The sequence below is a fragment of the Burkholderia sp. BDU5 genome (assembly GCF_001522845.1).
GTDB classification, from domain to species: domain Bacteria; phylum Pseudomonadota; class Gammaproteobacteria; order Burkholderiales; family Burkholderiaceae; genus Burkholderia; species Burkholderia mayonis.
Window position 1 is genome coordinate 87,389 of the sequence record NZ_LOWC01000002.1, and the last position, 25,538, is coordinate 112,926.

At 67.7% G+C, this 25,538-nt stretch carries 23 protein-coding genes; 11 read left to right on the forward strand and 12 right to left on the reverse strand.

Annotated features, from left to right (window positions below; all coding sequences use genetic code 11):
* Positions 1 to 196 precede the first annotated feature (196 nt).
* The 3 genes from WS69_RS00940 to WS69_RS00950 all read left to right on the forward strand — a co-directional run bounded on the left by WS69_RS00940 (position 197) and on the right by WS69_RS00950 (position 2,158).
* The gene (locus WS69_RS00940) at positions 197 to 439 is read left to right on the forward strand and encodes a type II toxin-antitoxin system Phd/YefM family antitoxin (protein WP_059468969.1); all 243 of its coding nucleotides are present in this window, start codon (positions 197 to 199) and stop codon (positions 437 to 439) included.
* Positions 426 to 719, forward strand: a complete 294-nt coding sequence (locus WS69_RS00945) for a type II toxin-antitoxin system RelE family toxin (RefSeq protein ID WP_059468970.1) — start codon at positions 426 to 428, stop codon at positions 717 to 719. The genes WS69_RS00940 and WS69_RS00945 overlap by 14 nt, the downstream gene beginning before the upstream one ends.
* A 449-nt stretch (positions 720 to 1,168) precedes the next feature.
* Positions 1,169 to 2,158: a CPBP family intramembrane glutamic endopeptidase gene (locus tag WS69_RS00950; RefSeq protein ID WP_059468971.1), complete on the forward strand. Its 990-nt coding sequence runs from the start codon at positions 1,169 to 1,171 to the stop codon at positions 2,156 to 2,158.
* A gap of 265 nt (positions 2,159 to 2,423) precedes the next feature.
* On the opposite strand, the gene WS69_RS00955 is transcribed toward WS69_RS00950, so the two are convergent.
* Positions 2,424 to 2,936: a GAF domain-containing protein gene (locus WS69_RS00955; protein ID WP_059468972.1), complete on the reverse strand. Its 513-nt coding sequence runs from the start codon at positions 2,934 to 2,936 to the stop codon at positions 2,424 to 2,426.
* A 144-nt stretch (positions 2,937 to 3,080) separates the two neighbouring features.
* Positions 3,081 to 3,986, reverse strand: coding sequence for a LysR family transcriptional regulator (locus tag WS69_RS00960; protein WP_059468973.1), 906 nt, complete (start codon positions 3,984 to 3,986; stop codon positions 3,081 to 3,083).
* A gap of 132 nt (positions 3,987 to 4,118) precedes the next feature.
* Here WS69_RS00960 and WS69_RS00965 point away from each other — a divergent pair, with 132 nt between their 5' ends.
* Both WS69_RS00965 and WS69_RS00970 read left to right on the forward strand, forming a co-directional pair.
* Entirely contained in the window at positions 4,119 to 4,985 is an 867-nt protein-coding gene (locus tag WS69_RS00965; protein WP_059468974.1) for a pirin family protein, read from the forward strand.
* A 231-nt stretch (positions 4,986 to 5,216) separates the two neighbouring features.
* Positions 5,217 to 5,723 carry a GNAT family N-acetyltransferase gene (locus WS69_RS00970; protein ID WP_059469013.1) on the forward strand — a complete coding sequence of 169 codons (507 nt, stop codon included), beginning with the start codon at positions 5,217 to 5,219 and terminating at the stop codon, positions 5,721 to 5,723.
* Positions 5,724 to 5,777: 54 nt separating this feature from the next.
* Here WS69_RS00970 and WS69_RS00975 read toward each other — a convergent pair whose 3' ends face one another.
* From WS69_RS00975 to WS69_RS00995, 4 genes are all read right to left on the reverse strand, one after another.
* A complete protein-coding gene (locus tag WS69_RS00975; RefSeq protein WP_059468975.1) occupies positions 5,778 to 6,650 on the reverse strand; it encodes a cytochrome c oxidase assembly protein in 873 nt (290 codons plus the stop codon).
* Positions 6,651 to 6,660: 10 nt separating this feature from the next.
* Positions 6,661 to 7,107, reverse strand: a complete 447-nt coding sequence (locus tag WS69_RS00980) for a copper chaperone PCu(A)C (protein WP_059468976.1) — start codon at positions 7,105 to 7,107, stop codon at positions 6,661 to 6,663.
* A 26-nt stretch (positions 7,108 to 7,133) separates the two neighbouring features.
* The gene (locus tag WS69_RS00985; RefSeq protein WP_059468977.1) at positions 7,134 to 7,802 is read right to left on the reverse strand and encodes an SCO family protein; all 669 of its coding nucleotides are present in this window, start codon (positions 7,800 to 7,802) and stop codon (positions 7,134 to 7,136) included.
* A gap of 165 nt (positions 7,803 to 7,967) precedes the next feature.
* Positions 7,968 to 8,189 (reverse strand): hypothetical protein, encoded by a 222-nt coding sequence (locus WS69_RS00995; RefSeq protein ID WP_059468979.1) that lies wholly within the window; start codon positions 8,187 to 8,189, stop codon positions 7,968 to 7,970.
* Here WS69_RS00995 and otsB point away from each other — a divergent pair.
* Together otsB and otsA are read left to right on the forward strand one after the other, a co-directional pair.
* Positions 8,122 to 8,931: a trehalose-phosphatase gene (otsB, locus tag WS69_RS01000; protein WP_082715856.1), complete on the forward strand. Its 810-nt coding sequence runs from the start codon at positions 8,122 to 8,124 to the stop codon at positions 8,929 to 8,931. The genes WS69_RS00995 and otsB overlap by 68 nt on opposite strands.
* On the forward strand, positions 8,928 to 10,304 hold the full coding sequence (gene otsA, locus WS69_RS01005; RefSeq protein ID WP_059468981.1) for an alpha,alpha-trehalose-phosphate synthase (UDP-forming): 1,377 nt from the start codon (positions 8,928 to 8,930) through the stop codon (positions 10,302 to 10,304). The genes otsB and otsA overlap by 4 nt, the downstream gene beginning before the upstream one ends.
* A gap of 330 nt (positions 10,305 to 10,634) precedes the next feature.
* Here otsA and WS69_RS01010 read toward each other — a convergent pair whose 3' ends face one another.
* A complete protein-coding gene (locus WS69_RS01010) occupies positions 10,635 to 12,491 on the reverse strand; it encodes an ABC transporter ATP-binding protein (protein WP_059468982.1) in 1,857 nt (618 codons plus the stop codon).
* Positions 12,492 to 13,048: 557 nt separating this feature from the next.
* Here WS69_RS01010 and WS69_RS01015 point away from each other — a divergent pair.
* The 3 genes from WS69_RS01015 to WS69_RS01025 all read left to right on the forward strand — a co-directional run bounded on the left by WS69_RS01015 (position 13,049) and on the right by WS69_RS01025 (position 15,795).
* Positions 13,049 to 14,113: a glycosyltransferase family 4 protein gene (locus WS69_RS01015; protein ID WP_059468983.1), complete on the forward strand. Its 1,065-nt coding sequence runs from the start codon at positions 13,049 to 13,051 to the stop codon at positions 14,111 to 14,113.
* A 292-nt stretch (positions 14,114 to 14,405) separates the two neighbouring features.
* Positions 14,406 to 15,278: a hypothetical protein gene (locus tag WS69_RS01020; RefSeq protein WP_059468984.1), complete on the forward strand. Its 873-nt coding sequence runs from the start codon at positions 14,406 to 14,408 to the stop codon at positions 15,276 to 15,278.
* A gap of 55 nt (positions 15,279 to 15,333) precedes the next feature.
* On the forward strand, positions 15,334 to 15,795 hold the full coding sequence (locus WS69_RS01025) for a DUF2214 family protein (RefSeq protein ID WP_082715857.1): 462 nt from the start codon (positions 15,334 to 15,336) through the stop codon (positions 15,793 to 15,795).
* A 280-nt stretch (positions 15,796 to 16,075) separates the two neighbouring features.
* Here WS69_RS01025 and WS69_RS01030 read toward each other — a convergent pair whose 3' ends face one another.
* The 4 genes from WS69_RS01030 to pdxY all read right to left on the reverse strand — a co-directional run bounded on the left by WS69_RS01030 (position 16,076) and on the right by pdxY (position 22,673).
* A complete protein-coding gene (locus WS69_RS01030; protein ID WP_059468985.1) occupies positions 16,076 to 17,248 on the reverse strand; it encodes an NAD(P)/FAD-dependent oxidoreductase in 1,173 nt (390 codons plus the stop codon).
* Positions 17,249 to 17,346: 98 nt separating this feature from the next.
* Complete coding sequence (locus WS69_RS01035) at positions 17,347 to 18,495, reverse strand: branched-chain amino acid ABC transporter substrate-binding protein (protein WP_059469015.1); 1,149 nt, start codon at positions 18,493 to 18,495, stop codon at positions 17,347 to 17,349.
* A 730-nt stretch (positions 18,496 to 19,225) separates the two neighbouring features.
* Positions 19,226 to 21,328 (reverse strand): phosphocholine-specific phospholipase C, encoded by a 2,103-nt coding sequence (locus WS69_RS01040; protein ID WP_059468986.1) that lies wholly within the window; start codon positions 21,326 to 21,328, stop codon positions 19,226 to 19,228.
* 481 nt (positions 21,329 to 21,809) lie between these two features.
* Positions 21,810 to 22,673 carry a pyridoxal kinase PdxY gene (gene pdxY, locus WS69_RS01045; RefSeq protein ID WP_059469016.1) on the reverse strand — a complete coding sequence of 288 codons (864 nt, stop codon included), beginning with the start codon at positions 22,671 to 22,673 and terminating at the stop codon, positions 21,810 to 21,812.
* Between the two features lie 185 nt (positions 22,674 to 22,858).
* Here pdxY and WS69_RS01050 point away from each other — a divergent pair, with 185 nt between their 5' ends.
* Positions 22,859 to 24,082, forward strand: a complete 1,224-nt coding sequence (locus tag WS69_RS01050; protein WP_059468987.1) for an alpha/beta fold hydrolase — start codon at positions 22,859 to 22,861, stop codon at positions 24,080 to 24,082.
* Positions 24,083 to 24,373: 291 nt separating this feature from the next.
* Here WS69_RS01050 and WS69_RS01055 read toward each other — a convergent pair whose 3' ends face one another.
* Positions 24,374 to 25,384: an LLM class flavin-dependent oxidoreductase gene (locus WS69_RS01055; protein WP_059468988.1), complete on the reverse strand. Its 1,011-nt coding sequence runs from the start codon at positions 25,382 to 25,384 to the stop codon at positions 24,374 to 24,376.
* Positions 25,385 to 25,538: the final 154 nt, after the last annotated feature.

Genomic DNA, 25,538 nt, shown 5'->3' on the forward strand with positions numbered 1-25,538 from the left:
TAGAACCGCAAATCCACTCATCTATTTCGATTCCGTCCCCAAAACTAACTTCACCTGCCTTTTCGCATACCGGGCCCTGAAATGCCCGGCTGGGCCGACCTTTGACGGAACCAAATAAAAGACCTATTATTAGGTTTCTTGGTGGCGTGCACTGAACGCATCGCAGACACCGCAGACACCGAACGAAGGTAGAAAGATGGAAAGCATTCTTGCGCGCACATCGATTGGAATCAGCGAGCTCAAGGTCAATCCGACCGCAGCAATTGAGCAGGCAGATGGTCCGGTCGCGGTGCTTAACAGAAACAGGCCGGTGGCGTACCTGATCCCTGCTGCCGAATGGGAAGCGATTTGCGACAGACTCGAAGACGTCGAGCTGGCGGCAATCGTACGGGCGCGTCTCGGTCAAGAAGCCGTGAGCGTGAATCTTGAAGACCTATGAACTGAAGTTTGTAGTAGACGCACTAAAAGAGTGGGAGAAGCTGGACAAGACCGTCCGAGAGCAGTTCAAGAAGAAGCTGGCAGAGCGACTCGAAAACCCGCGCGTTCCGTCTGCCAAGTTGAACGGTGACCTTGACAACTGTTACAAAATCAAGTTATTGGCATTCGGTTACCGGCTCGTGTACCACGTCGACGACACGGTCATTACAGTCACGGTGATTTCTGTCGGCAAGCGGGAGCGCAGCGCGGTATATGCGGCTGCGGTGGCGAGGTTGAAGTAAGAGTGAACTGCGCAGAGTCGTTGGTAAAGTGGTTAATGTGGGCGGTTATGATGCGTAGGTTATTGATTTATATCGATTTATGACGGCCTGCAAAGCCGTTTAGGCCGGTTCGACTCCGGCTCGCGCCTCCAAGTAGCAAGAGATAAAGCCCTGATTCGTCAGGGCTTTTCTTTTTTCTGCTCCACTCCATCCTTGTAAGACACTCGCTTGGAGTGGTACAAAGTCGCCTCTAACCAACTAAGAAGCACCGCCAACCACCCGTAGATTGGCTAATTGGCAATCGAGGCGAGCGGACCGCGCATGGCGAACAAACGACTGCGGCCGTCAGGCACGTGGGAATACACAATCAAACGAGCAAAGCTTCTACCAAAGCCACTTTCGCGGATGTTCCAATCCGAGGAGGAGGGTGACGCATACGTTGTCCATTTCAACTTCGAGCGGGAGCGCACTTGGAGCCGATCCATTCGAATTCGCCCGCGTCGTCGGGCGGCGCGTCGACGTCGGCATCGGCCAGACGACGCGGTGGCCGTTTGCGCCGGATCTTCTTCGGCCATGACGGCTTGCGCGCGCCGTGGGGCGTATTGCTGTTCGTCGCGATTTTCGTCGGCGCGATTGCAGGATTCGCGTACGTCTCGCACCGGCTGTTGCCATCGCCCGCCGACGACCAGGCGCTGCCCGTCGCAAACGGCGCGGTCATGGAAACCATGCAACTCGTGTCGGTTGCGCTCGCAACCATCGTGCTCGCTTGGATCGAGCGCCGCTCGCCGTTTTCCTACGGGCTGCAAGGCCGCGCGCGTGCGTCGCGCTTCGCGGCTGGCATCGCGTGCGGCTTCGCGGCGATTTCGGCGCTGGTATTCGTGTTGTCGCAAGCCGGACTGCTGCGCTTCGACGCGCCGGCGATCCACGGCATCCGCGCGTGGGAATACGCGGCCGTCTGGGCCGTGATGTTCCTGATGACCGGGATCTTCGAGGAGTCGCTGCTGCGCGGCTACCTGCTCTATACGCTCGCGCGCTGGCTCGGCTTCTGGTGGGGCGCCGTGTTGCTGTCGGCGCTCTTCGGCGTGCTGCATGTCGTCAGCCCGGACGAGTCGATCATGGGGCTCGCGTCGGCGATGCTGTTCGGTCTCGTCTTCTGTCTGTCACTCTGGTACACGGGGTCGCTCTGGTGGGCGATCGGCTTTCATGCGGCGTGGGATTGGGGCGAATCGTATTTCTACGGCGCGCCGGACAGCGGCCGGCTCGTCGAAGGCGTGCGGCTGACCGCGCATCCCGTCGGCCATACGCTGCTGAGCGGGGGGGCGGCCGGACCCGAAGGCAGCGTGCTGGTCGTGCCGCTGCTCGTCGTCATCGTGCTTGCGATGTGGCGATGGTGGGGGCGCGGTGAGCGAGCTTCGCGGTTCGAGCGGCGCAGCGTCGGTGGCCAGAAAGCGCAGCGATAGAGGCGGATGGCGGGATGCGCAGAACGCGAAGCGGCCGTCTTCAGCCGAATCGGCAGGCGTGCCGATCGTGTGCACGGCCCGCGCCGCGCTTGACCGACCGGGGCGCGAATCCGTCGACTGGCGCGTCTGTCGAAATTCGGTGCGGGTCCCGAGCGTGCCGCCGCGGTGACGGATGAATGCGCGCCTGGGTTCGGGCGTCGATCGTGCCGCTCGGCGGCGATACCGTCCGCAGTGCGTGCGGCCCGGCATCGTCCGGATGCCTGACTTACTTGCCGCGCCGCGCCGCGTTCTCCCACGCGATGTCGACGAACACCCGGCACAGCGCTTCCATGCCTTTTGTATCCTCTTCGTCGAAGCGGCCGATCAGCGGGCTGTCGACGTCCCACACGCCGATCAACGCGCCGTCGCGCGCGACGAGCGGCACGACGATCTCCGACTGCGAGGCCGAATCGCAAGCGATGTGGCCGGGAAACGCGTGCACGTCGTGCACGACCTGCGTGCTGCGCGTCTGCGCAGCCGTTCCGCACACGCCTTTGCCGAGCGGAATGCGCACGCATGCGGGCTTGCCCTGGAACGGGCCGACGACGAGCTCGCGGCCGTCGTAGAAATAGAAGCCGGCCCAGTTGAGGCCGTCGAGCGAGTGATAGACGAGCGACGAGAAGTTCGCCGCATTGGCGACGACGTCGGTTTCCGTCTCGACGAGCGCGCGCGCTTGTGCGACGAGCGTTTCGTAGAGCGCGGGCTTCGACGACGGAAGGGCTTCGGGGAGCGCAAACATGAGCAATGTGACGTGACGGTTGAACGGCGGCCGCGCGCGGCCGTGGTGGCTTGCGCAGTCTACGGGAATTCGGCGTCGCGCGCGGCGTAACCGCGCGCGATCTGGGCTCGAATCGCGCGTCGCGTCGGACGCTCGCCCGCACGCCTAATCGGGCTCGAGCGCGGCGAAGCGCTGCGCGAGAAAGTCGAGCAGCGCGCGCACGGACGGCAGCAGCCCGCGGCGCGACGCGAACACCGCATGCACGATCTCGCGCCGCGGCGCCCAGCCGGGCAGCAACTGCCGCAGCTCGCCGCGCACGATCTGGTCGTGAACCATCATCGTCGGCAACTGGACGACGCCGACGCCCGCAACGGCGGCCGCGCGCACCGCGAACATCCCGCGCGTGACGAGCCGCGGCCGATGATGGATCGCCGCGTGCGCGCCGCCGGGGCCATGGAGATTCCACGTGTGCTCGTCCTGCGGCGCCCCGATCGCGAGGCTCGGCAGCGCGGCGAGGTCGGCAGGCACGTGCGGCACGCCGGTACGGTCGAGAAGCCGCGGGCTCGCGACAAGGCATTGTCCGCGTTCGGCGAGGACGCGCAGCACGAGATCGCTGTCCTCGAGCGGCGGCGGCCGCACGCGCAGCGCGACGTCGATTCCCTCGCCGACGACGTCGACGCGCCGATTGGTTTCCTCCAGGTGGATCTCGACGAGCGGACATTCGGCCATGAACGCCGCGATCATGTCGCCGACGAGCGTATCGAGTAGCGCGACGGGGCACGTCATCCGGACGATGCCGCGCGGCTCGGCGCGCATCAGCGCGACCGCTTCGTCGGCCGCATCCGCCTCGACAAGCATCGCGCGGCAATGCGTGTAATAGGTCTGCCCGACGTCCGTGACCGCGAAGCGGCGCGTCGAGCGCTGGATGAGGCGCATGCCGATTCGCTCTTCGAGGAGCGCGATCCGCCGGCTGAGCTTCGACTTCGGCATGTTGAGCGCGCGCCCGGCGGGCGCGAAGCCGCCGTGGTCGACGACCTGGACGAAGTAGTAGAGATCGTTCAGATCCCGCATGATTTATCGTTCTCCAGATGGAACGCTGAGTACGATTTGCGCAGACTACCGAAGTTATCGTTCCGATTCTATCTTCTATCCATCGATCGAAGCGATCGCTTCGACCATGAACGAAAGCGAAAGGAGAGGAAGATGAAGAAAATCGTCGGCGTGTACAGCGCGCCTCGCTCGCATTGGGTCGGCGACGGCTTTCCGGCGCGGTCCCTGTTCAGCTACGACAGCCACGGCGCGCATCTGAGCCCGTTCCTGCTGCTCGATTACGCCGGCCCCGCACGCTTCGAGCCGACGACCCGCCGGCGCGGCGTCGGCCGGCATCCGCACCGCGGATTCGAGACGGTGACGATCGTCTATCAGGGCGAAGTCGACCATCGCGACTCGACGGGCGCGGGCGGTCACATCGGTCCGGGCGACGTCCAGTGGATGACGGCGGCGGGCGGCATCCTGCACGAGGAATTCCATTCGGAGCAGTTCGCGCGCAACGGCGGCATGCTCGAGATGGTGCAGCTGTGGGTGAACCTGCCCGCGAAGGACAAGATGTCGGAGCCCGGCTATCAGACGCTCTTGAACGACAGCATCCCGTCCGTCGAGTTGCCCGACGGCGCCGGCCGCGTGCGGGTGATCGCGGGCGAGTTCGACGGCCGTCGCGGGCCGGCGCGCACGCACACGCCGCTCGACGTGTGGGACGTGCGCCTCGAGCAAGGCGGCCGCGCGCGCTTTGGCGTCGACGAAGGCCGCACGCTCGCGCTCGTCGTGCTGCGCGGCACCGTGCTCGTGAACGGCGACGAAGTCGTGCGCGAAGCGCAGTTCGTGCAGTTCGCGCGGGACGGACGCGACGTCGAGATCGAGGCGAACAACGATACGACGCTGCTGTGGCTGAGCGGCGAACCGATCGACGAGCCGATCGTCGGCTACGGGCCGTTCGTGATGAATAGCGAAGCGGAGATCCGTCGGGCGGTCGACGATTTCAACAGCGGCCGCTTCGGCAAGATGAGCGCGTAAGCGCGGCGCCCCGCGACGAGCGGGGCTTTTTTCTATGCGCGGCTGTCGCGAACGAGCGCGCGTGTGCGGATGATGTCGCTGAGACGAGCGTCGGCATTGCATCCGCATCCACATCCACATCCACATCCACATCCACATCCACATCCGCGTTCGCGGCCGCGAGCCCGTCCGAGGCATAATCGATCATTCCGCGCTTTGCAGCAGCGCCGCCATTCATTCGGAATTTCGATCATGTCTTCATCCACGACCGCCGCTTCGTCCGTTATCGCCGGGGAGCCGCCGGCATCGCTCGAATGGCGCTGGAAGCCGTTCGACGCGCTGACGCCACAGGAAATCTACACGATCCTCGCCGCGCGCAGCGACGTGTTCGTCGTCGAGCAGAACTGCGTGTACCGCGACATCGATCACGCCGATTCCGACGCGTGGCACCTCGGTGCATACGACGCGCAAGGCCGTCTCGCGTGCTATCTGCGCGTGCTGCTGCCCGACGCGGCGGAGCCGGATATCCGCATCGGCCGCGTGCTGACGACGCAGCCGTTTCGCGGAATGGGTCTTGGCAACGCGATGCTCGCGGCCGCGCTCGAGCGCATTCGCGCGCAATGGCCCGGCACGCCGGTCAGCCTGCACGCGCAGGCGCATTTGCAGAAGTTCTACGGCGCGTTCGGTTTCGCGCCCAGTTCGGACGTGCACGACGAAGACGGCATTCCGCACGTGTGGATGCGTTCGCCCGCGCGATGAACGCCGCGCCGAACCCGCCGATGCGGCATGCGGGTTCGGTGCGTATCGCGATCGTCAAGATGCCGAGCGGGCGGCGCGGGCGCGCGCGAGTTCGGCGTGCGCCGATCGCTCGTCGGCCAGCCGGCCGCGTGCGGACAGCCGCATCCAGTGCCGCAGCGCGATCAGCGCGCCGATCACGCTCATCATCGAGCCGGGAATCCACAGCAGCAGCCCGCCGATCTGCTGGTCGCGCAGCGGGCTCAGCCACGTGAACGCGCGTCCGCAGATCGAATAGATCGGATAGAGCTCGTGCGGCGTGAAGAAAATCAGCGCGCCGAGCAGGATCTGCGGCGGGATCGCCGCGACGGCGATCAGGATGCGGCGCCCCGGCGCGAGCCGCGCGGGCGGCGCGGGACGCGGATCGACGACGAGCCACCAGAACAGCAGTCCGTCGATCACCATGCTCCAGTTCATCACGCGATAAAGCCGCCAGTCGAGCATCGCGACGAAGTGGATCGGCGACAGCAGCCAGAAATAGATCAGGCCGACGAACAGCACGACCGCGACGACCGGATTGAACACGACGTCGAGCGTCGCGCGCACGACCGGCTGCGCGAGCGCGGGGCGCACGTAGCGGCGCCGCCACGCGAACGGGATGCCCGCGCGGATCGCCGCGCCCGGATACGACAGCGCAATGAAGAACGGCCCGAGGTGATGCAGCACCAGATGCTGCGCGCGGTGCATGAAGAACTCGTGCTCGAAGAAGTAGTCGAGCCGCGTGTGCAGCGCGACGTAGAGCGCCGTCAGCCCGAGCCAGAACGAGAACTGCCGCAGCGGCGACACCTTCGCCTTGCGCGCGCCGCGCGCGAACAGCACGCCGGCGACGAGCACGGCGATCACGACGGTGGGCGACGGCTCCCACGGCTCGAGCCAGTACAGCAGGTTCATCGCGCGGGACTTACTTGGCGGTCGCGGGCGACTTCACGACGAACGGCGCATCGAGCTTCTCGCCATCGGAGAACTGCATGTGCAGATGCACGGTGTCGCCCGGCTTGATCGCGCGCTTCGGCTCTTCGAGCATGAAGTGATAGCCGCCCGGCGCGATGTCGGCCTTGCCGCGCGCGGGGATCGTCAGCTTGTCGACCATCTCCATCTTCTGCGTCGAGCCGTTCGACACGGTCTGATGCAGCATCGTCATGCCGTACTCGGGACTCTCGACCTCGACGAGGTCGATCGGCTTGTCGCTCGTGTTGACGAGCGTTACGTAGCCCGCGGCGGGCAGCTTGTTCGGCAGCCAGCGCACCCATGCGTTCTGCGCGCTGATCGAAGCGGCGCCGGCGGCATGGGCGTGCAGACTGAGCGAGAGGGCGGCGAGCGCGGCGAGGGATTTCAGTTTGAGCGTCATCGGCTAGGCGGTAAGTGAGTTCCGGTTCAGGAACGGTTGACGATGATCCGGCGCAGATCGGCGGCGATCGCGTCGGGGGAATCCTGATCGGTCGCGAGCAGGCGCGCGCGGCCTCGTGCATCGAACACGTAGACGGCGGAGCTGTGCGTGACCTCGTAGTTGCCGTTCGGATCGCGCTTTTCCATCTGATACGCGACGCGGTAGCGCTTCGCGAGCGACTCGATCTGCCGCTCGCTGCCGGTGAGGCCGTACGCATGCTCGGCGTCGAATGCGCCGACGTAGTCGCGCATCGCGGCCGGCGTGTCGCGCGCCGGGTCGACCGACACGAACAGGATGCGCACGTCGTCGCGCGCATCGGGACCGAGCAATGCGAGTACCTGCATCAGGCGTGCCATCGTCTCGGGGCACACGTCCGGGCAATGCGTGTAGCCGAAGTAGACGAGGGCGGCGCGGCCGCGGAACGCAGATGCTTCGATCGGCTTGCCGTCTTCGCCCGTGAGCGAGAACGTCAGGTCGGGCAGATGGCCCGTCACGTTCGCGAGGCGCCAAGGCTCGCCGCGCGGCGTGCAGCCGGCGAGCGCGGCCGCCGCCGCACCTGCGGCGGCGAAGCGGATCACGCGCGGGATCACGCCCGTGCGGCGGGCGGAAGCCGGCGATGCGGCGCGCGTGCGCGTCGCGAAAAGGGGAAACGGCATCGGCGAATTCGGTTCGAAGCAATCGTGCGCGACGGCGACGCGCGGCAGTCTCGGGCTCGATCGCGGCGCGTGGCGCGGACGCCATGGATGTCGCATCGATCGCGCCGCGCCCGGCTGCGGGCCGCGAGCCGAGCGCCGCGGCGGATCGGCGTCGCGCTGTTTCTGTTAGCGGTTGCGACTGTAGCGCAATTTGATCGGGATCGTCTTTTCGAAACGCGCGCGGCGCACCGAACCGGGGCAAAATGTCGCAGCGATGCGCATGCGTCGGCCGCGCGTCGCAGGTCCGCGCTTTTGTTCATCCTGCACGAGGCGCGGTAAGATGCGCACATTCGCCCGGCGGGCGCGCCCGCCGGCAGCCATTCTCATCAGCGAATCGATGCAATCCATCCCGCTTTCCCTTCCTCTCACCCGCACCGCGTTCTTCTTCGATTTCGACGGCACGCTCGTCGACCTCGCACCGACGCCCGACGCGATCCAGGTGCCGCCCGACGTGCCCGCGCTCGTCGACGCGCTGCGGCGGCTGGCGCACGGCGCGGTCGCGATCGTGTCGGGGCGCGGCATCGACAGCATCGACGCGTTCCTCAAGCTGCCCGATCTGCCCGTGGCCGGCCTGCACGGCGCCGAACGGCGCGACGCCAACGGCGACACGCAGCGGATCGGCTTCGACGATCCGCGTCTGCTGCGCATCGAGCGCGAGCTCGCGGCGGTCGTCGACCGGCATCCGGGCATGCTGCTCGAGATCAAGGGCGCGGCGCTCGCGCTGCACTTTCGCAACGCGCCCGAGCGCGAAAGCGTCGCGCGTGCGGCGGCGGAGCGGCTCGTCGCAGACTATCCGGACGCGTACGTGCTGCAGCCGGGCAAGATGGTGTTCGAGATCAAGCCGAAGGGTGTCGACAAAGGGCGCGCGGTCGCCGCGTTCCTGAACGAGCCGCCGTTCGCCGGCCGCATGCCGGTGTTCGCCGGCGACGATCTGACCGACGAGCAGGGCTTCGCCGTCGTCAACGCGAACGGCGGGCTGTCGATCAAGGTCGGCGCGGGCGACACGACGGCGCGCACGCGCATCGATTCGGTCGCCGCGTTCCGCGAGCAGGTCGCGCGCTGGATCGACGCGGGGCGCGCGTCGGCATGAGTCGTCTCATCATCGTCTCGAATCGGGTCGCGCCGATCTCGGAGGGGGAGCCGGCCGCGGGCGGCCTCGCGATCGGCGTCTACGACGCGCTGAAGGAAACGGGCGGCATGTGGTTCGGCTGGAGCGGCGACGTGGTCGCGTCCGGCGCGCCGCAGATCCGCGTCGAAGAGCACGGCCCCGTCACGTTCGCGACGATCGGCCTGTCGCGCCGCGACTACGACCAGTACTACCGCGGTTTTTCGAACGCGACGCTGTGGCCCGCGTTCCATTACCGCGCGGACCTGATCCAGTTCGATCGCCACGAGTTCGAAGGCTACTCGCGCGTGAACGTGTGGCTCGCGCAGCAGCTCGTGCCGCTCTTGCGCGACGACGACGTGATCTGGGTGCACGACTATCACCTGATTCCGTTCGCGCAAGCGCTGCGCGCGGCGGGCGTGAAGAACCGGATCGGCTTCTTCCTGCACATTCCGTTTCCGGCCGCGCAGGTGCTCGTCAACGTGCCGCCGCATCGCGAGCTCGTCGAGGCGCTGTGCTCGTTCGACCTGCTCGGCTTCCAGACCGAAACCGATTTGCGCGCGTTCTTCGAGTACGTCGAATACGAAGCGGGCGGCGCCGTCGATCGCGCCGCGCATCCGGCGCGCGTCCACGCGTTCGGGCGCACGCTGCGCGCGGCCGCGTATCCGATCGGCGTCTATCCGGACGAGATCGCCGCGCTCGCGAAGGCGGGCGAGAACGGCCGCGCGGTGAAATCGCTCGCGGCGTCGCTGCGCGGCCGGCAACTCGTGATGAGCGTCGACCGGCTCGATTATTCGAAGGGACTCGTCGAGCGTTTTCGGGCGTTCGAGAAGCTGCTCGAGCACGAGACGTCGTTTCGCAATCACGTGTCGTTCCTGCAGATCGCGCCGTCGACGCGCGCCGACCTGCGCGCGTACCAGGACATCCGCCGGCAGCTCGAAGGCGAGTCGGGGCGTATCAACGGCCGTTTCGCGGAGCTCGACTGGGCGCCGATCCTCTACATCCACCGGCAGTACGAGCGCACGGTGCTCGCCGCGCTGTACCGGCTCGCGCGCGTCGGCTACGTGACGCCGCTGCGCGACGGGATGAACCTCGTCGCGAAGGAGTACGTGTCCGCGCAGGACCCGGACGATCCCGGCGTGCTCGTGCTGTCGCGCTTCGCGGGCGCCGCGTACGAATTGACGGGGGCGCTGATCGTCAATCCGATCGATATCGGCGGGATGGCCGACGCGTTGTCGCGTGCGCTGTCGATGCCGCTCGCCGAGCGGCGCGCGCGTCACGCCGACATGCTCGCCCGGCTGCGCGAGAACAACGTGTCGGTGTGGCGCGACAACTTTCTGCGGGATCTCGGGCGATAGGGCGCGGCGCAGGCTGGCTGCTGCTGCTTCCCGGTGTTCGGGGCAACGCGTTCGCGTGCGCAATGTGTGTCGAGATCGATATTTGCGAAGCCAGAGAGCCGGGACGCAACGTGCGAGACGCTAGACGCGAAAGGCTGGACATGGCGACTGCCGGGCGCCGCGCCAATCGTTCATGGCGCGTACAACGAAAAGGCCCGACCGGCATATGCCGGTCGGGCCTTTTTACTGTTGAGGCCCGTGCTGTCCACTTCGTGCCGATCGAGGCCGAGCAGTATCGACTGACACCGTCGCGCGCTGCGGCCCGCGAGGCGTGCCGCACGGCACGCGACGTTACGCGACGCGCTCGTCTCCCGCCGCCGACGAGTCTTCGCCGCCACGGCGCTCCGCCGGCGCGGGCAGGTGCCGGCCGCCGTGCTGTTTCGCGAGCAGGTCGCGATAGAGGCCCGGGCGGCTGCGCAGCACGTCGGGGCTGCCGTCGTCGATCACCTTGCCTGCGCTCATCACGATGATCCGGTCGAAGTTGCGCAGCGTCGACAGCCGGTGCGCGATCGCGATCACCGTGCGGCCCGTCATCAGCCGGTCGAGCGCCGCCTGGACCGCTTCCTCGGATGCGCTGTCGAGCGCCGACGTCGCCTCGTCGAGGAGCAGGATCGGCGCGTTCTTCAGGATCGCGCGCGCGATCGCGATCCGCTGACGCTGGCCGCCCGACAGCTTCACGCCGCGATCGCCGACGATCGTCTCGAAGCCTTCCGGCATCGCCTCGATGAACTCGGTGCAGCGCGCTTCGCGCGCGGCGGCGAGCACTTCCTCGTGCGTCGCGTCGGGGCGGCCGTACGCGATGTTCTCGTAGATCGACCGGTGAAAGAGCGAGATGTCCTGCGGCACGAGCGCGATCGACTGGCGCAGGCTCTCCTGCGTGATCGAGCCGAGGTCCTGGCCGTCGATCCGGATCGCCCCTTGCTGGATGTCGTAGAAGCGCTGCAGCAGCGCGAGCACCGTCGACTTGCCCGCGCCCGACCTGCCGATCAGGCCGACGCGCTGGCCGGGTTCGATGTGCAGGTCGAAGTGGTCGAGGATCGACCGGCGGTGCGGATACGCGAACGTCACGCGCTCGAAGTCGACGCGGCCGCCGCGCGGCGCGAGCGCGACGGCGTCCGAGCGGTCGGGCATCCCGTGCGGCTCGAGGAGCGTCTTCACCGCTTCGGCGAGGCGCGCGACGTGCTGCGTGACGTCGACGAGCGCGACGGCGAGGTCGCGCGTGCCGTGCAGGATCGTGAAGCCGAGCGAACTGACGAGGACGATGTCGCCTGACGTCGCGCGGCCCTGGTCCCACAGCCACAGCGCCCAGCCGAGGAGGCCCGCCGACAGCATCGCGGTGATCACCGCGTGCAGCAGACGCAGCTTCTCCAGATAGAGCAGGCTCTGCTGGCGCGCGTCCATTTCGGCCTTGACGGTCGCGCCGAAGCGCTTCTGCTCGCGCAGCGTCATGCCGAACGCGCGCACGAGGCCCATATTGCCGATTACGTCGACGAGCTCGCCGTCGACGGCCGCGGCCTTCGCGGCGAAGCGGTGGTGGCGCACCGAGCCGCGCCTCGCGAGCTTGAACAGCACGATCGCGAGCACGGCCGAGCACGACAGCAGGCCGAGCGCCATCAGCGGATTGACGACGATGATCATCAGGATCGCGCCCATCACCGCGATGCACGGCGGCAGCACGTTCCACGCCATCGTGTTCTCGGCCGTGTAGATCGCGTTCGACGTCGCCGTGATCCGGCTCGCGAGCGTGCCGGGCTGCTTCTCCGCGTAGTAGGTCTGCGAGTGGCCGCTCAGATACTGGAACAGGTCGCGGCGCAGGTCGCCCGTCACCGCGACGAACGTGTGCGCGGCGACCCAGCCGCCGACGCGCCACAGCAGGTTGTCCGCGGCGATGAGGCCGACGAGGAGCGCGAACGCGCCCCAGAGCGGGCCCGGATGATGGCGGCCGGCCGCGAGCACGTCGATCAGGTGCTTGATCGCATATTGCGAGCCGAGTGCGCAGCCGACCGCCGCGAGTACGCTCGCGAGCACGATGACGTGCGCGACGGGGTGCATCCGGATGTAGCGGAACAAAAACGCGAGCGGCCGATTGGCGTAGCTCGCGAGCTTCGCGTTGTAGACGTTGCGCTGGGCAGGGTTGAGAGCTTCCAAAATCAGTGCGTGTGGTGAAACGAGGGTTGAACGCCGCGTCCGAACGTCGCGCCGAGAAGCAGGCGAAAGCCGGCATTGTAATCAAGCCGGTGCGTCGCGCTGCGCCCGAGTTGCGTAACGCCGGGGTATGCGACTCATTTTGGGATAAAATTTTGCGTCTTGTGGCGCGTTCCTCTCGTCGTTCGACGAAACCGCCGCGCGCACGGCCTGTCCGCGCATGGAGCGGGGCAGACGCAACTACTCTAAGACGGTCTTCAGGTCAGGAGATTGGCAAAGTGTTGCGTCTTTGTAACAACGTAAAGACTTTGAAATGTTGTGCGCCGCACTGTCCGCGACACCCGATAATCGCCCTCGGGTTTGCCCTTAGGTGTTTTACTGGAACCTGTCAACGGATTCTCCGCTGAAACGTTAACTGCGCGTGCGGCGCGGCCTGCGAGGCAACGCAGCTTCAGTGTCGCGAGCCGGCTCGCCGGACGTCCAACCGACGTCGCGGCGGCGTTCGGCAGGCGGGCGATCGACCCGCTGCTTTATTTTTTGCCGTTTTTTAGGAGTTACACATGCGAATCGCTCAAATCGCTCCGTTGCACGAAGCGGTTCCCCCGAAACTGTACGGCGGTACCGAACGGGTGGTGTCCTATCTGACCGAGGCGCTCGTCGAGATGGGACATGACGTCACGCTCTTCGCGAGCGGCGATTCGCAGACCTCCGCCAAGCTCGAGGCCGTGTGGCCGCAGGCGCTGCGCCTGGATCCGACGATCCGCGACGTGATGGCGCCGCACATGCTGCTGCTCGAGGAAGTGCGCCGCCGCGCGGACGAATTCGACGTGCTGCACTTCCACATCGACTATTACCCGTTTCCGCTGTTCTCGCGCCAGCCGGTGCCGCATCTGACGACGCTGCACGGCCGCCTCGACCTGCCGGAACTGCAGCCGATCTTCAACACGTTCGACAACGTGCCCGTCGTGTCGATCTCCGACAACCAGCGTGTGCCGCTCCCGCAGGCGAACTGGCTGTCGACCGTCTATCACGGCCTGCCGGAAAACCTGCTGAAGCCGATCCCGGACGTGAAGCCGGGCTATCTCGCGTTCCTTGGCCGCATCTCGCCGGAGAAGCGCGTCGACACGGCGATCCGGATCGCCGAGCAGGCCGGCATGCCGATCAAGATCGCGGCGAAGCTCGACAAGGCCGACCGCGCGTACTACGAAGAGAAGATCAAGCCGCTCTTCTCGCTGCCGCACGTCGAGTACATCGGCGAGATCAGCGAAGCCGAGAAGGCCGAGTTCCTCGGCAACGCGCACGCGCTGCTGTTCCCGATCGATTGGCCGGAGCCGTTCGGCCTCGTAATGATCGAGGCGATGGCGTGCGGCACGCCCGTCATCGCGTTCAAGCGCGGCTCGGTGCCTGAAGTGATCGACAACGGCGTGTCGGGCTTCGTCGTCGAGGACGAGCTGTCGGCCGTCGCCGCCGTCAAGCGTCTGCACACGCTGCCGCGCGAGCGGGTGCGCGGCGCGTTCGACGCGCGCTTCACGTCGAAGGTGATGGCGCAGAACTACCTGAAGGGCTACGAAGAGTTGCTGCGCCAGAAGCGCCGCACCGTGCTGCGCGAAGTCAACGCAGGCTGACGCGTCGCGTCTTTCCAGCGCGCGAGGTCTGCGGGGATGTGCTTGCGCGCCGCACGCTTCATCGATGCCCCGCCCGGGCCCACCGGGCGGGGCATTTTGCATTCGGGGCCGGGAACCCGGCCGATCCGGGCGCGCGCGCCCGGCATCTGTTGTATCCGCGCCGCGCCGCCGCGCTCCGAAACGCCGCAAACCGGCGATTTGCGGCGCGGGGGCGTCAGCCGACCTAGTAATGTCCCTATAATGGCCGTGCCGTAAAATCAGGCCCCGGCAAGGCCGTCAAGAGGAGAGAGTTTTGGCGAGAACGAAAACCACGCGCGCGAATCCGGCTCCCGGCTCGGGCGTCATTTTCGCGTTGCGAGCCATCGGTCTCGTGCTGCTCGCCCGCTGGCTCTTCTCGATGTCTCTGATGGGCTATCGCGCGTCGCTGTCGGCGATGGCGTCGTCGCCGTGGGCATGCATCAACGTCGTCCTCATCTTCCTGCTGCTCGTGCTCCCCGGCGCGCAGGCGCGCGCCGAGCGGCCGTTCCATCCGCTTCCGCAGTGGCTGCGCCAGGCGCTGCGCTTCTTCGCGTTGCTCAGCTTCCTGTTCGCCGTATGGTCGGTCGGCGTGTTCGCATGGGCGGCCGGCTGGCGCCGCGCGCTGCACGCGCTGACGGTCAGCAACGGCTGGCTCGTCGCCGCGCCCGCGCTCTATGCGGCCGTCGTCTGGATGTGCCGGCCGCGCGCGCTGTGGCGCACGAACGTCGCCGCGCGCCGCTACGCGATCGGCCGCTATGCAATCTCGCTCGATACGCTGACGCGCACCGTCGTCGTCTGGATGGAAAGCCGCAAGGTCGGGCAATACGACGCGCGCGAGCTGTCGGTCCGCTGGCCGAAGGGCGCCGCGCCTCGGTCCGTCGAGCCGCGATCCGTCGCGCCCGCCGCAGCCGACGCGGCCGACGCCGACGCGCCCGCCGCATCGCTTTCTTCGCCGCGAACGGCAGCGTCCGCGCCGCCCGCGCAGGGGAACGGCCGGCGGTTCGCGCGACCGAAGATCGAGCTGCTGTGGGATTCGCCCGCCGCAGTCGGCCATAACCGCCAGATCGTGATGCGCGTGCCGCTCGCGACGGAAGGCGACCGCGTCGCGGCGCGCGCGCTCGACGCGTCGCTCAAGCAGATCGCGTGACGCGGGCGGGCCGGCTCGTGCCGCCGCGTTCGCTTCGCCGACACCAGGAGGACCGATGTTGACCGTTCGATGGTTGCTTGCAGCCGTCCATCTGCTCGCGTTCGGTTTCGCGTTCGCGTCGATCGCCGCGCGCAACCGCGCGCTGCGGCGCGTCGCTGCGTCGCGGCAGTCCGCCGATCTGCCCGCCGTGTTCATGGCGGACGCGATCTGGGGCGTGTCCGCGCTCGTGCTGATCACGACGGGCATTGTCCGTGCGTTCGGCGGCTTCGAGAAAGGCGGCGAATACTATCTGCACGCGCCGCTCTTTCATCTGAAGATGGGCGCGCTCGCGCTGATCCTCATGTTCGAACTGATTCCGATGATGGGGCTCGTCCGCTGGCGCGTCACCGCGCGCCGCGGGATGCTGCCCGACCTCGCTCGCGCGCCCGCGTATGCGCGGATCGGCCATGTTCAGGCGGCGCTCGTCGTCGTGATCGTGTTTGCCGCGGCCGGGATGGCGCGCGGCGTAGGGCTCTGACGCACGCCGGGCATCGCGCGTGCGCGGCGGCTGTCGCGTGCGCGGGGCTCGCGTGTCGATGCGTCGCCGACGGCGAATGCACCGATGCGCGCGGCGATCGACGCGTCGCGCGTGCGTCGGCCCTTTCCATGTGCGCGACGGCGGCTGCCCGCAAGGCATTGCGGGCGCGGTTGCGTGCGCGAGCCGGACGTGCGTCGGCGCATGACGACCCACGTCGCGTGACTGCCGCGCTCGCTTGCCGCTTCACATCTGGCCGCCCGCGCCGCGCGGGTTTCCTCCGTTAAACGACGTTCTTCTCGACGATCGGCCGGCCAGCCAGCACGCGCTCGAAGCCGAGCGGCGACAGGTCGAGCGACGCGTACCGTCCGTGCAGGATCAGCTCCGCGACGCCGCGCCCCGTCGCCGGCCCTTGCTGCAGCCCGTGCCCCGAGAAGCCGTTCGCGAAGATGCAGTTGTCGACGGCCGGATGCGGCCCGATGATCGCGTTCTGGTCGAGCACGTTGTACTCGTAGTAGCCCGACCAGCTGCGCACGACTCGCAGCGCCTCGAACTGCGGCACGCGATGTGCGAGCGTCGGCCAGATCAGGTCGTCGAAGAGCGCGTGGTCGACGTCGTCGAGCGGCAGATCGTCGAAGTCGCGCTCGGACGGCGGCGCCGCGCCGCAGATGAACGACGCGCCTTCCGGCCGGAAGTAGACGCCGCTCGGATCGACGACGAGCGGACAGCGCGGCAGCGCGGCCGGCGACGTCACGCTGAAGATGCTGCGGCGGCGCGCATGGACGGGCAGCTCGACGCCGACGAGCGCCGCGATCGTGCGCGCCCACGGTCCGGCCGCGTTGACCATCGCGTCGCAGTCGTATGCGTGGCCGTCGCTCGTCAGCAGCCGCGTCACGCGGCGTCCGTCGACGCGCGCGCCCGTCACGTCCGCGCTCACATACTGCGCGCCGAGCGCACGCGCTTTCTTGCGCAGCGCCTGCACGAGCCCGTAGCCGTCGAACCAGCCTTCGCCGCGCTCGCCGTAGCAGCCGGCCGCGAGATCGTCGGTGGAAAGCCACGGGAACGTCGCGGCGAGCGCGTCGCGGCTCAGATAGCGGATCTGCGCGCCGAGCGACGTCTGCAGCGCGTGGTTCTCGCGCAGCGTCGCGTCGCCTGCCGGCGTCGCGAGAAACAGATAGCCGCCTTCGTGCAGATCGATCGACGGATGCTCGCCGTCGATCGCGAGCCGCTCGCCGAGCGAGCGCAGGAACTCGATTCCGAAGAGCGACATCCGGATCGAGAGCGGCGTCGAGAACTGCTGGCGGATCGATGCCGCGGACAGCGCGGACGATGCGCGCGCATAGGTCGGATCGCGCTCGATGACGGTCACGGAGACGCCCGGATCCATCGTGCGCAGGAAATAGGCGGTTGCGCTGCCGATCACGCCGCCGCCGACGATGACGACTTTCGAATGCATCGAAACTCCATGGGATGGGCGCGATGCGCGCCGGTCGAGAGACGGGCCGCGCGCGTGCAGCGCGTCGCGTGCGGCCTGCGGAAATCAGGGATGGCCGATCAGCCTCCCTTCGTGACGATCGTCTGCCACGCGCCGTTCTTCACCTGGTAGAGCGTCGACATTCCGCTCTTCAGCGAGCCGTCGCCCGCGAACGCGATGCGGCCGGTGATGCCCTCGAAGTCGGCCTTCTTCAGCGTGGGCTGATAGGCGCCCGGATCGGTCGAGCCCGCCGCCTGCATCGCCTTGATCGCGGCCCACGTCGCGTCGTAGCCGAACTGCGCGTACGACAGCACGTCGACGCCGAATCGTTTCTTGAAGCGCGCCTCGAAGTCCTTGCCCTGCGGCAACTGGTCGAGCGGCCGGCCGTATTCCCACGCCATCGCGCCTTCCGCGGCGGGGCCGGCGATCTTGATGAACTCGGCGTCCTTCACGCCACCGCCGCCGACGAACTGCGCGGTGAGGCCCAACTGCTTCATTTGCTTGATGAAGTTCGCGGCGAGCGAATCGAGGCCGCCGAAGAAGATCAGATCGACGTTCTTGCTCTTCAGGCTCGTGATCTGCGCGCGGAAATCGACGGCCTGGTTGCTCGTGTATTCGCGCGCGACGATCGCGCCGCCCGCGGCCTTCACGGCCTTGTCGAATTCGTCGGCTTCGCCCTGGCCGAACGCCGTGCGGTCGTCGACGATCGCGATCCGCTTCGCCTTCGACACGTCGACCGCATAGCGGCCCGCGTTGCCCGCGTTCTGGCCGTCGGTCGCGATCACCATGAACACGTGCGCGAGCCCGCGCGACGTGATGACGGGATTCGTCGCGGCCGGATCGATGACGGGGATGCCCGCCTTGTCGTAGACGACCGACGCAGGAATCGTCGTGCCCGAATTGAAGTGGCCGACGACGACCGCCACCTTCTTGTCGACGAGGCTCTGCGCGGCCTGCACGCCGATCCGCGGATCGGCCTGGTCGTCCTCGACGACGAGCTCGAAGCGCGCGGGCTTGCCGGCGATCTTGATCTTCTGCGCGCGGGCGTCGTCGAGCGCGAGCTGCACGCCGTTTTGCAGATCCTTGCCGTAGCCCGCATTGACGCCCGTGAGCGGCGCGGCGAAACCAACCTTGACGGGGGTGTCGTCGGCGGCGCGCGCGGCGCCGGTTGCGCCGCACGCGAGCGCGGCGGCGAAGGCGAGGGAGGACAGTGATGGGCAGAGTCTCATGTTCATTCCTTGTAGCGATGCACGAACGGGACGCGAGAAGCGCGGATGCGAGATGCCGATGCCGCCGCCGGCTTGGCGGGAGCGGCGATGGCTATCCGATTTATAGAAGGCCAAATTGGACGAGTCTTGTTGATTTGCGGCGCATCGGATGCGGATTTGCGCATAGCCGTGCGGTGGCGCGAGAGGTCGGCGAGCGGCGGGGAAGCGTGGATTCTGCAGACTGTTGGCGAAGTTCGGCGTGCGCGTGCGCGAGCCTGTGTGTGGCGCATTGCAGCAGAAGTCGACGAAGCGATGTCGGGCGCTCGGAAGCGGTGGGGGAGGTTCGGACGGGCGGCGGCGGCTGGCTTCTCGCGGCGCAGGTGAGGCGGACGATGGACGGCCGGAGGGCCGCGTGTCCGGATGGCGGCGAGATAGCGAGATAGCGAGCGACGGGACGGCGCGCGCGTGACGTGCCGCGTAGCGAAGAGAGGACGGCGCGGTGCTTTCCTTTCACGCGAAGCGCCGATTTCGTATGACGGACCACCGGCGCGCGCCGGACCGATCGAAAAGTTGCGCGGCAAGTGCGCTGTGCTGCGCGCGTCTCGTCGCGAGTCCTGAAGAGCGGCCCGGCGGGCATCGATCAGTCATGCGGCTGCGCGACCGGGCGTCGCGCAGCCGGACGATCGCCTGCGTACGTCCCGTACGTCGCGCGCGCCGCTTCAGGGGCGCGCGCAATCGCACGAGGCGACGCTCAGACCGTCGCGATCAGCGGATCGCTCGTGCTCGGCCGGCCGGTCTCGACGTGCCCCGCGAAGCGGCGCAGGAAGCCGTTCGGCGTGCCGTCGGAGACGGTCAGGTCGTACCAGCTTTGGCTGTCGCGCAGATCCCAGTAGTCGTTGATTCGCTGACCGGGCTTCAGCTCGTAGACACGCGGGCTGTCGTTGCCGTACGCGTTCGCCACCGTGAGCCGCACCGTCGCGCGGCCGCGGTTCGACAGGCGCAGCGTGAGGTTGCCGTTCGCGACGTCGTAGCCGTAGATCACCTCCGGGTTCGCGGCGACGCCGAGCGCCGCCGCGGTCGAGCCGCGGAACTGGCACAGGAAGCCGTTCGGACCGTACACGGTCAGGTCGTAGAGGCTCAGCGTGAGCGCCGTGCTCCATTCGTCCGACAGCCGCTTGCGCGCTTCGACCGTGTACGCCCACGGACCGTCGATGCGATTCGCGGCCGTCACCTGGAACGCCGCGCCCGCGCGGCCCGTGTTCGCGAACGTCAGCTTGAACTTGCCCGTCGACGTGTCGATGCGGCCGAACGCGAAGAGCTCGTACGGCAGCGCGCGAGCGGCGCGCAGGCCCGCTTCCTGTTTCGGCATCGACTGCACGACGGGCGGCACTGGCACGTAGCTCGGATGGCGGTTGCGATCGGGCGGCGCGTAGCCGCTCGTGTCGGGCAGTTGCGGCCAACTGCCGTCGGGGCTCGAGAAGTTGAACGCGGACGTGAGGTCGCCGCACACCGCGCGGCGCCACGGCGTCACGTTCGGCGCGCGCACCGTATAGCGGTCATTGAAGCGCGCTTCGATGAATTGCAGCAGCGACGTGTGATCGAACGTCTGCGAGCAGACCCAGCCGCCTTTCGTCCACGGCGACACGACGAGCATCGGCACGCGCGGCCCGAGCCCGTAGGGCCCGGCCATGTGCTTCGCGTCGCCCGGGAAGATCTCGCCCGCGGTCGATACCGTCGACAGCCCGTTGTCGCGCGATTGCGGCGCGAACGGCGGCGCGACGTGATCGAAGAAGCCGTCGTTCTCGTCGTACGTGATGAAGAGCGCGGTCTTGCTCCACACGTCCGGATTCGACGTCAGCGCCTTCAATACCTGCTCGACGTACCACGCGCCGTAGTTCGACGGCCAGTTCGGATGCTCGGAATACGCTTCCGGCGCGCAGATCCACGACACCTGCGGCAGCGTGCCGTTCTTCACGTCCTGCTGCAGCACGTCGAAGAGGGTGCCGCCCGCGCTCACGTTCGTGCCCGTGCGCGCCTTGTCGTACAGCGGGCTGCCCGGCTGCGCGTCGCGGTACTGGTTGAAGTAGAGCAGCGAGTTGTCGCCGTAGTTGCCGATGTACGGATTCTGCGTCCAGCCCCACCCGCCCGCGGCGTCGAGGCCCGTGCCGATGTCCTGATAGATCTTCCACGACACGCCCGCCTGCTCGAGCGTCTCCGGATACGTGCTCCAGCCGTAGCCGGCTTCCTCGTTGCCGAGCACGGGGCCGCCGCCCGCGCCGTCGTTGCCGACGTAGCCCGTCCACATGTAGTAGCGGTTCGGATCGGTCGAGCTCGGGATCGAACAGTGGTATGCGTCGCAGATCGTGAACGCGTCGGCGAGCTGGTAGTGGAACGGGATGTCGTTGCGCTCGAGGTACGCCATCGTCGTCGTCCCCTTGTTCGCGATCCAGCGGTCGCAGCGGCCCTTGTTCCAGGCGCCGTGCGTGTCCTGCCAGCCGTGCGGCAGGTCCTGCAGGAACTGCATGCCGAGATTGGACGCGTTCGGATGGAACGGCAGCAGCTCGGCCGGGCCCGCGAGCACCGGCTGATGAAACACCGACTTGCCGTTCTGCATCACGAGCGGGCGCGGATCGCCGAAGCCGCGCACGCCGCGCAGCTTGCCGAAGTAATGGTCGAACGAGCGGTTTTCCTGCATCAGGACCACGACGTGCTCGATGTCGCGGATCGTACCGGTGCGGCGGTTCGCGGGAATCGCGAGCGCTTCGCGGATCACGGGCGGAAAGAACTGCAAGGCGGCGGCGCCCGCCGTGCCGGCGGCGAGGCGCAGAAAGTCGCGGCGATTCTGTTTGGTCATGTTGTCGCTTCCTTGTTTGGAGTGGGGGCAAGACCGCCGGAGCGGCAGCGGCCGAATGGAAGTTGGTCGCGATACGTGATGCCGTTTTGCGCGGCAGCGCCGCCGCGCAACGTCGCCGGGAGGATATCGGGGAAACGGTGTCATTCGGATGAACGCGCGCCGATGCGCATACGGATGCCGGATCGCGCGCTCGAATGCGACGACGCGGGTCGGGATCGACGCGGCGGATGCGGCGACGGGCGGAGGGCGGTTCGGCGGCGCGGCGGCGCGGCGCGAGCGGGCCGGCGACGAGCGTGGCCGAGATCGTGAGGATGGCGATTGCGGCGGTGGCTGCGAGAACTGCGAGAACTGCGAGAACTGCGAGAACTGCGAGAACTGCGAGAACTGCGAGAACTGCGAGAACGTTCCGCGCCGCGGCGGCCGAAGGAGATGCGGGCGAAAGCGCGTGCGGATCAACACGCGGACGGGCGCGCGCGCCGCATCAATCCGCGCCCGTGACCCACGCGCCGAACCACTCGCTCGGCTGCGCGATCTCGTCCTGCGCGGCGACGAGTTCGAGCTCGTAGCGGCGCGCGTCGTAGGTCGCCTTGACGACCGCGTGCACGGCGGCGAGCGTGTGCTCGAACGCGGCGCGCACGCTGTCGCCGCGCAGTCGCCGCGCGACGAAGACCGCGCTCGTCAGGTCGCCGACGCCGACCGGATGCCGCGGAAACGCATACAGCGGACGCTGGCCGATCCACGCTTCGGTTCCGGTGACGACGAGCATGTTGAAACGGTCGGCGGGGCTGTTGCGGTCGTGAAGATGCTTGACGAGGATCACCTGCGGGCCGCGGCGGATGATCGAGCGGCATGCTTCGACAGCCTCGGCGACCGTCTCGATGCGCTGTCCCGCGAGCTTTTGCAGCTCGCTGTGATTGGGCGCCATGCCGTCCGCGAGCTCGGGCAGCTCGGCGACGATGAATTCTTCGACGCCGGGCTCGGGCCGGATGCCGCCCGTCTGTCCCATCGCGGGATCGCAGAAGTACCACGCATTCGGGTTCGTCGCCTTCACGGTGCGCACGATCTCGACGGCAGCGCGCGCCTGCGCGGGCGAGCCGAGGAAACCCGAGAGGACCGCGTCGCAGCGCTTCAACGCGCCGATCGCGGCGATGCCGTCGACGAGCTGCTCCATCTTCGCCGCGTCGATCGCGCTGCCCGCCCAATGGCCGTACTGCATGTGGTTCGACAACTGCACGGTGTTGAGCGGCCAGACGTTGACGCCGAGCCTTTGCATCGGAAACACTGCGGCGCTGTTGCCCGCATGGCCGTAGATGACGTGCGACTGGATGCTGAGGACGTTTTTCATGATCGAGTGTGCCTGCACGCGGCAGGCGCGTCGGACTACGTCGAAAGATACATGACTTTCCCGCATTGGCGGAAACATCTGGTAATACAGTATCGCGGGTGTCGTCAGCCCGTCGAAAGTAAAATTGTGCGCGGCTTGCGCGAATGTCTGGCTTGCCGTTTCCTCCTCTTTTTTCGGCTTCGACAATGTTCCGGATTCGCATAGAGTGGTTCGCGCGGCTCGCCGCGATATCTGCGGCCGCCGTCATGGCGACGACGATGCCGGAAGCGTCGGCGTTCGCGGGCTCGCCGGGCGTTGTGTCGTCGGCAGGGGCATCCATGCCGTCGGCTGCCGTTCCAGTTGTCGCTTCGGGCGTCGCTTCGACTGCCGCCGCGCCGCAGGCGAGCGCTTCGCCTGCCGTCGCCGCGCAGACGAGCGCGGGCATGCGCGCGAAGGCCGACGGCCCTGCGTATGGCGCGGAGCTCGAGGGCTTCGCATACGCGTATCCGGTGCATCGCTACGCGTTCACGTCGCAGCGGGAGACGCTGCAGATGGCGTACCTCGACGTGCGCCCCGAGCATCCGAACGGCCGTACTGTCGTCCTGCTGCACGGGAAAAACTTCTGCGCAGGCACGTGGGAGCAAACGATCGACGTGCTGACGAAGGCGGGCTACCGCGTCGTCGCGCCGGACCAGATCGGTTTCTGCAAGTCGACGAAGCCCGCGCGTTATCAGTACAGCTTCCAGCAGCTTGCGCACAACACGCACGCGCTTCTCGAATCGATCGGCGTGAAGGACGCGACGATCGTCGGCCATTCGACGGGCGGCATGCTCGCCGCGCGCTACGCGCTGATGTACCCGAAGGACACGCGGCAGCTCGTGCTCGTCAATCCGATCGGCCTCGAGGACTGGAAGGCGCTCGGCGTGCCGGCGCTGCCGGTCGACTACTGGTACGCGCGCGAGCTGAAGACGACCGCGGACGGCATTCGCCGCTACGAGCAGCGCACGTACTACGCGGGCGAGTGGTCGCCCGCGTACGAGCGCTGGGTGCAGATGCTCGCCGGCATGTATCGCGGGCCGGGGCGGGACATCGTCGCGTGGAATTCGGCGCTCGTCTACGACATGATCTTCACGCAGCCGGTGGTCTACGAGTTCGGCGCGATCAAGGTGCCGACGTTGCTCCTCATCGGCGACAAGGACACGACCGCGATCGGCAAGGACGTCGCGCCGCCCAACGTCCACGCGAAGCTCGGACGCTATCCGGCGCTCGCGAAGCGCACGCAGGCGGCGATTCCGGGCGCGGTGCTCTACGAATTCCCGTCGCTCGGCCACGCGCCGCAGATCCAGGATCCGGCGACGTTCCACACGGCGCTGCTCGACGGGCTCGCGGATGTGAAGCCCGTGCACGCGATGCACTCGGCGAGCGAGTAGGCATCGCCGCGCCGGGCGCGGCGAGGTTCGGCGGGGCGGGGAGAGGCGCGCGTTCCCGCTTCGCGGCGGCGTCTTGAGTGTCCGGGCATCGCCGCGCAGTCGCTCATCGTCCGCTATGCGAGGGCTTTCACGCGGCGGCGTTCGTATTCCTGCACGACGTATCTTCGTACCGGCGTCGGCGTCGGCGTCGGCGTCGACATCGACATCGACATCGACATCGACATCGCCGTCATATCACGCCGGATTCGCGCCGCTACGGCGCGTCAATCCGCCACGCCGCCGCTTCCCCCGTCAACCCGCCGCTTCATCGCGCAGCTCGTCGCGCACCTGCGCGGCAATTTCATACGAACGCAGCCGCGCGCCGTGATCGTAGATCTGCGCGGCGACGATCAGCTCGTCCGCGCCCGTCTGCGCGATCAGCCGCCGCAGCCGCTCGCGCACGGTGTCGCGCGAACCGATCGCCGCGAACGACAGCGCGTGCGCGACGTTGGCGAGCTCCTGCTCGGTCGCGCCGAGCGCGTCGAGCGACTCGACGGGCGGCGGCAGCTGCCCGGGCGTGCCGCGCCGCAGCTTCAGGAACTGCTGCTGCAGCGACGTGAAGAGGCGCCGCGCTTCGTCGTCGGTGTCGGCGGCGAACACGTTCACGCCGACCATCGCATACGGCTTCGCGAGTTCGGCGGACGGCCGGAACTGCGCGCGGTACACGTCGAGCGCGCGCATCAGGTAGTCGGGTGCGAAGTGCGACGCGAACGCGAACGGCAGCCCGAGCATCGCGGCGAGCTGCGCGCTGAAGAGGCTCGAGCCGAGCAGCCAGATCGGCACGTCGAGCCCCGCTCCTGGCACCGCGCGCACGCGCTGGCCGGGGACGGGCGCGGCGAAGTAGCGCTGCAGCTCGACGACGTCGTCCGGAAACGAATCCGCGCTGCCGACCAGATCGCGCCGCAGCGCACGGGCCGTCGTCTGGTCGGTGCCGGGCGCGCGCCCGAGACCGAGATCGATGCGCCCGGGGTAGAGCGACGCGAGCGTGCCGAACTGCTCGGCGATCACGAGCGGCGCGTGGTTCGGCAGCATCACGCCGCCCGAGCCGACGCGAATCGTCTGCGTCGCGCCCGCGACGTGGCCGATCACGACCGCGGTCGCCGCGCTCGCGATGCCGGGCATGTTGTGGTGCTCGGCGAGCCAGTAGCGGCGATAGCCGAGGCGCTCGGCGTGCCGGGCGAGATAGACGGCGTGGCGAAACGCCAGTGCGGCGTCGGCGCCGGCGGGAATCGGCGCGAGGTCGAGAACGGAAAACGGAATCATGGCGAAGTGAAGACCGGTGGCATAGAGGACGGAACGCGGGCCGACGCGCATGCGGCGCGGCCTGCCGGTGATGCGTGTACGCAACAGGTGCGGTCGATTGTGCCAAAGCGTTCCGGATCGCGTCGGCGGCCGAAAGATATCCCTGCCGGCGACA